Raw genomic sequence first — 8,047 nt, 5'->3', positions numbered from 1 at the left:
TTCCTGGGTGAAACCGACGAAAACGCCACCAAGCTGGATCTGGCCCGCGCCTATATCGATATGGGTGATGCGGACGGTGCCCGCGATATTCTGGAAGAGGTGCGCCAGGAGGGCAACGAACAGCAGCAGCAGGAAGCGGAGGAGCTGTTGGGTCGAATCGAAAGCTGATTTTTCCGGCTGGTTCTCCTGCAAAGCCTTGCGCATCCTGTGCGCAGGGCTTTGTTTTTTCAGGGGTGGCAATGTTTTTCAGGATTGGCGGTTTTTGGGGGGGCTGGTTGAGTTCTCTAAAGCGGCCGATTGTCGAGGCAAGAGTAAGTGATGACCGAAACCAGTCAGGCCCAGCCCAGAGCCTACAAGCGCAACGCCGAAATCTTTCCCGATACCGAGTGGCCCGAGGGGATGCACCGGGTCGCGTTGGCGGTCGAGTATCAGGGAACCCACTACCACGGATTCCAGACGCAACCCAGTGGGGTTCCGACGGTGCAGGGGCATCTGGAGCGGGCGCTCAGCGCCGTGGCCAACGAGCCGATTTCCCTGATCTGCGCCGGCCGGACCGATGCGGGGGTTCACGCCACCGGTCAGATTGTCCACTTCGACACGATGGCCGAGAGGCCGGAAAAGGCCTGGGTGCTCGGCACCCGTGCTCAGTTGCCCTTTGATATAGCGGTACGCTGGGCCAGGCCGGTTGAGCCCGGTTTTCACGCGCGCTTCAGTGCCCGCTCACGCACCTACCGCTACCTGATTTCCGATCGCGACACCTACTCGGCGCTGACCCACCAGCACATTACCTGGTCCCGCAAGCGGTTGAACGTCGGGGCCATGCGTGAGGCGGCCCAGGCCCTGGTTGGGGAGCACGACTTCACCTCCTTTCGGGCCAGTCAGTGCCAGGCGCGCAACCCGGTTCGCCGGATCGATTATCTGCACCTCGTCCGACGGGGCGACCTGATTGTGCTTGAAGTCCGGGCCAACGCGTTTTTACACCATATGGTCCGCAACATTGTGGGTGTTCTGCTTGCGATTGGCGCTGGCGAGGCGGACATTGGCTGGGCGGCGGAAATTCTGGCGGCCCGGGACCGCAGCGCCGGTGGGGTGACGGCGCGTCCCTTCGGACTGTACCTGGTCCATGTCGATTACCCGGCGGCCTTTGGCCTGCCCGGCGGTCAACCGGGTCCGATTTTTGTGCCTGAGCCCCTGGGTGGATTGATGGAAAATCCCTGATCCGGCGGCCTCTGGCAGCAATTTGTGCGGATTTCTGCTAGTATCTCCGGTCTGTTTTCACAGCGGCAGACAGGGCGGACATGAGTCAGGACATTCGGGTTAAAATATGCGGCATTACGCGCTCGGAAGACGCCCGACTGGCGCTCAGAGCCGGCGCTCACGCCCTGGGGTTGGTGTTCTACCCGGCCAGCCCCCGGGCCGTGGACATTGAGCAGGCAAAAGCTGTCGCCCACACCGTAGGGCCGTTCGCGACCCTCGTCGGGCTGTTTGTAAATGCCGCTCCGGCCACGATCGACGCGGTCCTGAACGAAGTGCCTCTACAGCTGCTGCAGTTCCATGGCGATGAAACGGCCGACGAATGCGTCCGCTACGGGCGTCCATATATCAAAGCGTTGCGTATGCGTCCTGAGTTGGATGTTATGGCCGCCATGGCAGAGCATCCACACGCGTCTGGTTTTTTGCTGGATGCCTACCGCAAAGGGGTCCCGGGCGGCACCGGAGAAACCTTTGACTGGGAGCGGGTGCCTCGCAACCCTGAACGACCGGTCATTCTGGCCGGTGGCCTGACGCCCGACAACGTCCGTCAGGCGATCTCCGCGACCCGCCCTTATGGCGTGGATGTCAGTGGCGGGGTAGAAGCGTCGCCCGGTCTCAAGGATGCCGGCAAAGTAAACCAGTTTATGTTTAACGCCCTCAACGGTGATCAAGGTGAACTCTAAGACTCAAGCGTTTTCAAGCAAACGGTACTCTGACACCGACTACAGCCAGTTTCCCAGCGCCGATGGCCACTTTGGCCCTTATGGCGGGCGGTTTGTGTCCGAGACATTGATTTATGCCCTGGATGAGCTCAAGCGCATCTACGGCGACCTGAAAAACGATCCGGATTTTCAGGCGGAATTCGACAAGGATCTGGCCTACTACGTCGGGCGCCCATCCCCGCTGTACCACGCCGAGCGTTGGAGCCGCGAACTGGGTGGGGCCCAGATTTACCTCAAGCGGGAAGACCTGAACCACACCGGTGCCCACAAGGTGAACAACACCATTGGTCAGGCACTGCTGGCCAAGTTCACCGGTAAGCAGCGGGTGATTGCCGAGACCGGGGCAGGGCAGCACGGCGTGGCATCGGCCACTGTGGCGGCGCGGCTCGGTCTCAAGTGTTGCGTATACATGGGGGCTGAGGACGTCCAGCGCCAGTCCCTGAACGTCTATCGGATGAAGCTGCTCGGTGCCGAAGTCATTCCCGTGACCTCCGGTTCCCGCACCCTCAAGGATGCGATGAACGAGGCCATGCGCGACTGGGCCACCAACGTCGACGACACCTTCTACATTATCGGCACCGTGGCCGGTCCGCACCCCTATCCTCAGTTGGTGCGCGATTTCCAATCAGTGATCGGGCGTGAAGCCCGGGCTCAGTGTCTGGAGCAGACCGGTCGTCTGCCCGATGCCCTGGTGGCCTGTGTGGGCGGCGGCTCCAACGCCATCGGCCTGTTCCACCCCTTCCTCGGGGATGACAGTGTCGAAATGTACGGCGTCGAGGCCGGCGGTGACGGCGTTGAGACCGGACGCCATGCCGCACCGCTGAGCGCCGGTATCCCCGGGGTGCTGCACGGCAACCGGACCTATCTGATGGAAGACGAAAACGGCCAGATCATCGAGACCCACTCGGTCTCCGCCGGTCTGGATTATCCGGGTGTGGGCCCGGAGCACGCCTGGTTGAAAGATCAGGGGCGCGTCAATTACGTGGCGATCAATGACCAGGAAGCTCTGGCGGCGTTCCGTAAAACGACCCTGACAGAAGGCATCATGCCCGCGCTCGAGTCGAGCCATGCCTTGGCCTATGCCGAAAAGCTGGCGCCGACCATGCGTCCGGATCAGAGTATTGTGGTGAACCTCTCCGGCCGTGGAGACAAAGACATTCTTACTGTTGCCAAGCTTGATGGCATCGAAGTGTAAGCGCAGAATCAGGATAGAGAATTCATGAGTCGTATTGCCAAACGCCTGCAGGACCTGCGCTCGCAGGGAAGAAAAGCCCTGGTGACCTATATCGTCAATGGTGACCCTTACCCCGAAGCCACGCTGCCCGCGATGCACGAACTGGTCAGGCAGGGGGCCGATATCATCGAGCTGGGGGTTCCCTTTTCTGACCCGATGGCGGAGGGGCCGGTGATCCAGCGGGGCCACGAGCGGGCGCTGGAGCACAAAATCAGCCTGCGCGGCACCCTGGAGCTGGTGCGCCAGTTTCGGGAAACCGATGCCGATACGCCGGTGGTACTGATGGGGTACGCCAACCCGATCGAGCGCATGGGTTACGACACCATTGCGCAGCTGGCCTCCGAGGCGGGCGTCGACGGGCTGCTCACGGTTGACCTGCCGCCGGAAGAGGCGGAGCCGCTCAAGCGCGAGTTGACCGCCGTGGGCATGGACAACATCCTGCTGCTGGCGCCGACCACCAGTGTTGAGCGCGCCCGGCAGGTGTCCGCCCTCGCCAGCGGCTTTATTTACTATGTCTCCCTCAAGGGGGTGACCGGCGCAGGACACCTGGATGTGGACGCGGTCAAGGCCAAGCTGGACGAGTTTGGTAAACTGACCGATCTGCCCCTATGTATCGGCTTCGGCATCAAGGATCCGGAAACGGCTCGCAAGCTGTCCGCGCTGGCCGACGGCGTTGTGATCGGTAGCGTCCTGGTGAGCACCATGGGTGATCGGTACGAACAGTCGCCCGAGCAGATAGCCGCCGCCGTGGGAGATATTGTTGGCGGTATCCGCACAGCGCTGGATGCCTGATCGCTCCGAGTAACGAATACCCGAGTCGGGCCCGGCAGCCCGACAGAGACTGAAAACCTCAAGATTTCGCAGAGAGAATCGACATGAGTTGGCTAGAAAAGATTGTACCGAGCATGGCCCGTGCAGAGGGTAAGCGTGGTGGCAGCAAGGTACCGGAAGGGCTCTGGAAAAAATGCGTCAAGTGTCAGGCGGTCCTCTATCGTCCTGAGCTGGAGCGCAACCTGGATGTCTGCCCCAAATGCGACCATCACATGCGCATTGGCGCCAGAACCCGGCTGAACCTGTTTCTGGATGAGGAGAATCGTCAGGAACTGGCGACTGACGTTGAGCCGATCGATCGGCTGAAGTTCCGCGATGTGAAAAAATACAAGGATCGCCTGTCAACCGCCCAGAAAACCACGGGCGAAAAAGACGCCCTGGTGGCCATGAAGGGGACTCTGAAAGGCATGCCGGTGGTGGCAGTGGCGTTTGAGTTTGCCTTCCACGGCGGCTCCATGGGCTACGTCGTCGGCGAGCGCTTCGCCCGGGCGGCCAAAGTGGCGCTGGAAGAAGATATTCCTCTGGTGTGTTTTTCGGCCACCGGTGGTGCCCGCATGCAGGAGGCGTTGATCTCCCTGATGCAGATGGCTAAGACCAGCGCTGTCATCGAACGTCTGAAGCGTCAGGGCACCCCTTACGTGTCAGTCATGACCGATCCGGTCTACGGCGGCGTATCCGCGAGTCTCGCGTTGCTGGGTGACATCAATGCCGCCGAGCCCAATGCCCGGGCCGGTTTTGCCGGTCCCAATATCATTGAGCAGACCATTCGGCAGAAGCTGCCCAAAGGTTTCCAGCGCAGTGAGTTCCTGCTCGATAAGGGTGCCATCGACATGATCATCCATCGTCGGGACATGCGCGATACGCTCGCGCGCCTGTTGGCTAAATTCACTCGCCGCGAGGCGGTCTGATTGGCACCAGCAATGCGCTTTGAGCGCCTGGACGACTGGTTACACTGGCTCGAAAGCCACCATCCCACTGAAATTGAACTCGGCTTGACCCGAATCCGTGCGGTGGCCGAGCGCCTCGACCTGCTATCCCCCCAGGCCCGGGTGGTCAGCATAGCGGGTACCAACGGCAAGGGCTCCTGCGTGGCCGCCTGCTCCGCGATGTTGCGGGCAGCCGGGCAGCGGGTCGGTGCCTATACCTCTCCCCATCTACAGCACTATAACGAACGCATCCAGGTCGACGGTGTTCCGGTCGGCGACGGTGAGTTGTGCCGTGCGTTTGCCCGCATTGATGCCGCGAGCACCGACATCAGTTTGACCTACTTCGAGTTCGGCACCCTGGCCGCTCTGCTGATTTTTCAGGAGCAGGCTGTGGATGTCATGGTGCTCGAAGTGGGGCTGGGTGGACGTCTTGATGCGGTCAACTTGCTGGATGCCGGTGTGGCAGTGGTCACCAGTGTCGACCTGGATCATCAGGCCTGGTTGGGCAATGACCGCGACAGTATCGGTCGGGAAAAAGCCGGTATCTACCGTGCCGGTCAGATTTCACTGTGCGCTGATGAGCAACCTCCGGCCGGCCTGCTGTCGGCGGCCGGGGCAATTGGAGTCGAGTTACAGCGCATTGGCGAGCGGTTTGGATTTACTGGACAGGATGGGGGCTGGTGCTGGTGGGGGCAGGGCAGTGATGGTCAGCCGCAACAGTGCCAGCTCGAGCGGCCGGTGCTGCCCTGGCCGAGTATTGCCGCGGCCCTGCAGGTTGTCGCTCAACTGGGCCATCAGGTCGAGCCATTGGCGCAAGCCTGCAGGCTCGATCGGCTGACGCTGCCCGGGCGCTATCAGACTCGCCCCTGGGCGGGGCGAACCCTGGTGCTGGATGTTGCACACAACCCGGCCGCTGCCAGGCATCTGGCGGCCCGTCTGACGAGCGCTGGCCCGGTAGATACCCACCTCGTGGTCGGCATGATGGCGGATAAGGATCGGGTCGCCACTCTGGCACCGCTTTATCCATTGATGACTCACTGTTGGCTGGTATCGCTTCCGGAGATCCCCAGGGCCGCCACCGTGGCACAATTGGAGCAGGACCTGGCGGCGCTCAATGTCTCGGCAAGCGGCTGTGGTACAGTAGTCGAGGTGATGGGGCGACTGAGGCGGGAGTCCCGGCCCGGAGATCGGATTGTGATAATGGGGTCTTTTTACACGGTCAGCGCGGCCCTCGACTGGCTGGATGCTGAGAGCGATAGGCCAGACCCTCTGCGCGACAATATAGAGAGTAACCATGAATAGCGGTCTGAAACAGCGCCTGGTGGGTGCGATCGTCCTTATCGCGATTGGCATTCTGGTAGTGCCCAGCATCCTGCGGGATCGGCAGGTGGAGCCGGTCAGTACCCAGACGCTGATTCCCGATCGACCCGCCCGGGACACCATGGTCTTCGAAGCGCCGTCGGCGCCGGAGAATATTGAGCCGGCACCGGAGCCCGACACCATGTTTATGCCCGAAGATGACTCCCAGCCGGTAGTGGACTCCCTGGAAGAGGCCCAGTCCGAACCGACGGAGGCTCAGGCCGATCCGCCGCCGGAACGTTCTGCGCCGGAATCTGAGGCGACGGAGGTGAATACCGATGAAGGTACAGCCTGGGTCATCCAGGTCGCCAGTTTCCGCGACCCGGATACCGCGCGGGCGCTGCGGGATCGGTTGCAGGGAGAGGGCTACCGTGCCTACGTGCGCTCTGCCAGCACCGACGCCGGGGCGGTCAGCCGGGTGTTTATCGGTCCGAAAGTGAGCCGTTCGGAGGCCGAGTCGACCAAGGCGGCGGTCGATCAGGCCCTGAAGGTCGATGCGCTGATTCTGCGCTTTGAGCCTTGAGCCTCTCCGGTGGCACCGACGGGCGCCGGGGGTATCTGATCCGCGGTGCCTCTGCTAAAATGCGCGCGCAAGCAACCGGGGAGCTTTCCATAGCATGAGTCGGGCCAGCGAATGAACTGGGCAGATTGGGCCATACTGGGCATACTGTTGGTGTCCAGCCTTATCAGCATCAAACGCGGCTTCGTCAAAGAAGCCCTGTCGTTGGTCACCTGGCTGGTGGCCTTTGTGGTGGCTGTGCTGTTCGGCGATCGCCTGGCAGTGCTGCTCACGGACTTGATTCCCACCCCTTCCATTCGAGAAATGGCGGCCTTCGTCATTCTGTTCGCGGCGACACTGATTGTCGGCGCCATGGTGAATTATCTGATCGGCGAGCTGGTCCGGATGACCGGTCTGTCGGGCACCGACCGACTGTTCGGCATGTTGTTTGGGCTGGCCCGTGGCCTGGTGGTGGTCATGGCGCTGCTGATTCTGTTGCCCTCGATCATTCCCGTTGACCAGGACGAGTGGTGGCGCGAGTCAGCCCTGGTACCGCATTTTCTCGCGTTCGAAGATTGGGCTCGCGCACTGGCGGCCGAGACAACCCGCTTCTTTTTTCAGTGGTTTTAATCCCGGGACGCCGCCCGGGTGTTCCGTTTTTTTATGACGTAAAGGTGGTTTTTCTATGTGCGGCATTGTGGGTATTGTGGGTAAAAGCGATGTCAATTTGCAGCTCTATGACGCGCTGACCATACTCCAACATCGCGGCCAGGATGCGGCGGGTATCATGACCTGTGACGGCGGCAAGCTGGCTCAGCAGAAGGCCAACGGCTTGGTGAAAGACGTTTTCCGGACCCGTCATATGCAGCGGCTGGTGGGCAATATCGGTATCGGCCACGTGCGCTATCCGACGGCGGGCAGCTCGGGCCCGGCGCTCGCCCAGCCTTTCTATGTGAACTCTCCCTACGGTATTGCCTTGGCCCACAACGGCAACCTGACCAACGCGGACCAGCTCAGCGAAGAGCTTTTCAAAACCGACCTGCGTCATGTCAACACCGACTCGGACTCCGAGGTGTTGCTCAACGTGTTTGCCCACGAGCTGCAGTCCCAGGGTAAGTTGCAGCCCAATGAGGATGACATCTTTGAAGCCATTGCCGGCGTGCATCGTCGGGTCAGCGGTGGTTACGCGGTGGTGTCGATGATTGCCCGCTACGGCCTGATT

General features: G+C 61.4%; 10 protein-coding genes. All 10 read left to right on the top strand.

The window, feature by feature from the left end:
- The first annotated feature begins 3 nt into the window (after positions 1–3).
- Positions 4–168 (top strand): FimV/HubP family polar landmark protein, encoded by a 165-nt coding sequence (locus tag B3520_RS17515; RefSeq protein ID WP_414673881.1) that lies wholly within the window; start codon positions 4–6, stop codon positions 166–168.
- A gap of 150 nt (positions 169–318) precedes the next feature.
- Positions 319–1,218, top strand: coding sequence for a tRNA pseudouridine(38-40) synthase TruA (gene truA / locus B3520_RS07475; protein WP_414673701.1), 900 nt, complete (start codon positions 319–321; stop codon positions 1,216–1,218).
- Between the two features lie 80 nt (positions 1,219–1,298).
- Positions 1,299–1,937, top strand: coding sequence for a phosphoribosylanthranilate isomerase (locus B3520_RS07470; RefSeq protein ID WP_286806937.1), 639 nt, complete (start codon positions 1,299–1,301; stop codon positions 1,935–1,937).
- On the top strand, positions 1,927–3,171 hold the full coding sequence (trpB, locus tag B3520_RS07465; RefSeq protein WP_024460384.1) for a tryptophan synthase subunit beta: 1,245 nt from the start codon (positions 1,927–1,929) through the stop codon (positions 3,169–3,171). Before B3520_RS07470 ends, trpB begins: the two co-directional genes overlap by 11 nt.
- 24 nt (positions 3,172–3,195) lie before the next feature.
- Positions 3,196–4,002: a tryptophan synthase subunit alpha gene (trpA, locus tag B3520_RS07460; RefSeq protein ID WP_024460383.1), complete on the top strand. Its 807-nt coding sequence runs from the start codon at positions 3,196–3,198 to the stop codon at positions 4,000–4,002.
- Between the two features lie 83 nt (positions 4,003–4,085).
- On the top strand, positions 4,086–4,949 hold the full coding sequence (accD, locus tag B3520_RS07455; RefSeq protein WP_286806938.1) for an acetyl-CoA carboxylase, carboxyltransferase subunit beta: 864 nt from the start codon (positions 4,086–4,088) through the stop codon (positions 4,947–4,949).
- Positions 4,950–6,269: a bifunctional folylpolyglutamate synthase/dihydrofolate synthase gene (locus B3520_RS07450; RefSeq protein WP_286806939.1), complete on the top strand. Its 1,320-nt coding sequence runs from the start codon at positions 4,950–4,952 to the stop codon at positions 6,267–6,269. It begins immediately after the preceding gene.
- The gene (locus tag B3520_RS07445) at positions 6,262–6,849 is read left to right on the top strand and encodes an SPOR domain-containing protein (RefSeq protein WP_286806940.1); all 588 of its coding nucleotides are present in this window, start codon (positions 6,262–6,264) and stop codon (positions 6,847–6,849) included. Before B3520_RS07450 ends, B3520_RS07445 begins: the two co-directional genes overlap by 8 nt.
- Before the next feature lie 111 nt (positions 6,850–6,960).
- Positions 6,961–7,455: a CvpA family protein gene (locus B3520_RS07440; RefSeq protein ID WP_024460379.1), complete on the top strand. Its 495-nt coding sequence runs from the start codon at positions 6,961–6,963 to the stop codon at positions 7,453–7,455.
- Positions 7,456–7,510: 55 nt separating this feature from the next.
- On the top strand, positions 7,511–8,047 hold a 537-nt coding region (locus B3520_RS07435; RefSeq protein ID WP_286875781.1), incomplete at its 3' end, for an amidophosphoribosyltransferase.

The organism is Marinimicrobium sp. UBA4509 (assembly GCF_002388575.1).
Taxonomy (GTDB): Bacteria; Pseudomonadota; Gammaproteobacteria; order Pseudomonadales; family Cellvibrionaceae; genus Marinimicrobium; species Marinimicrobium koreense.
This window is presented reverse-complemented; position numbering and strand designations above follow the sequence as displayed.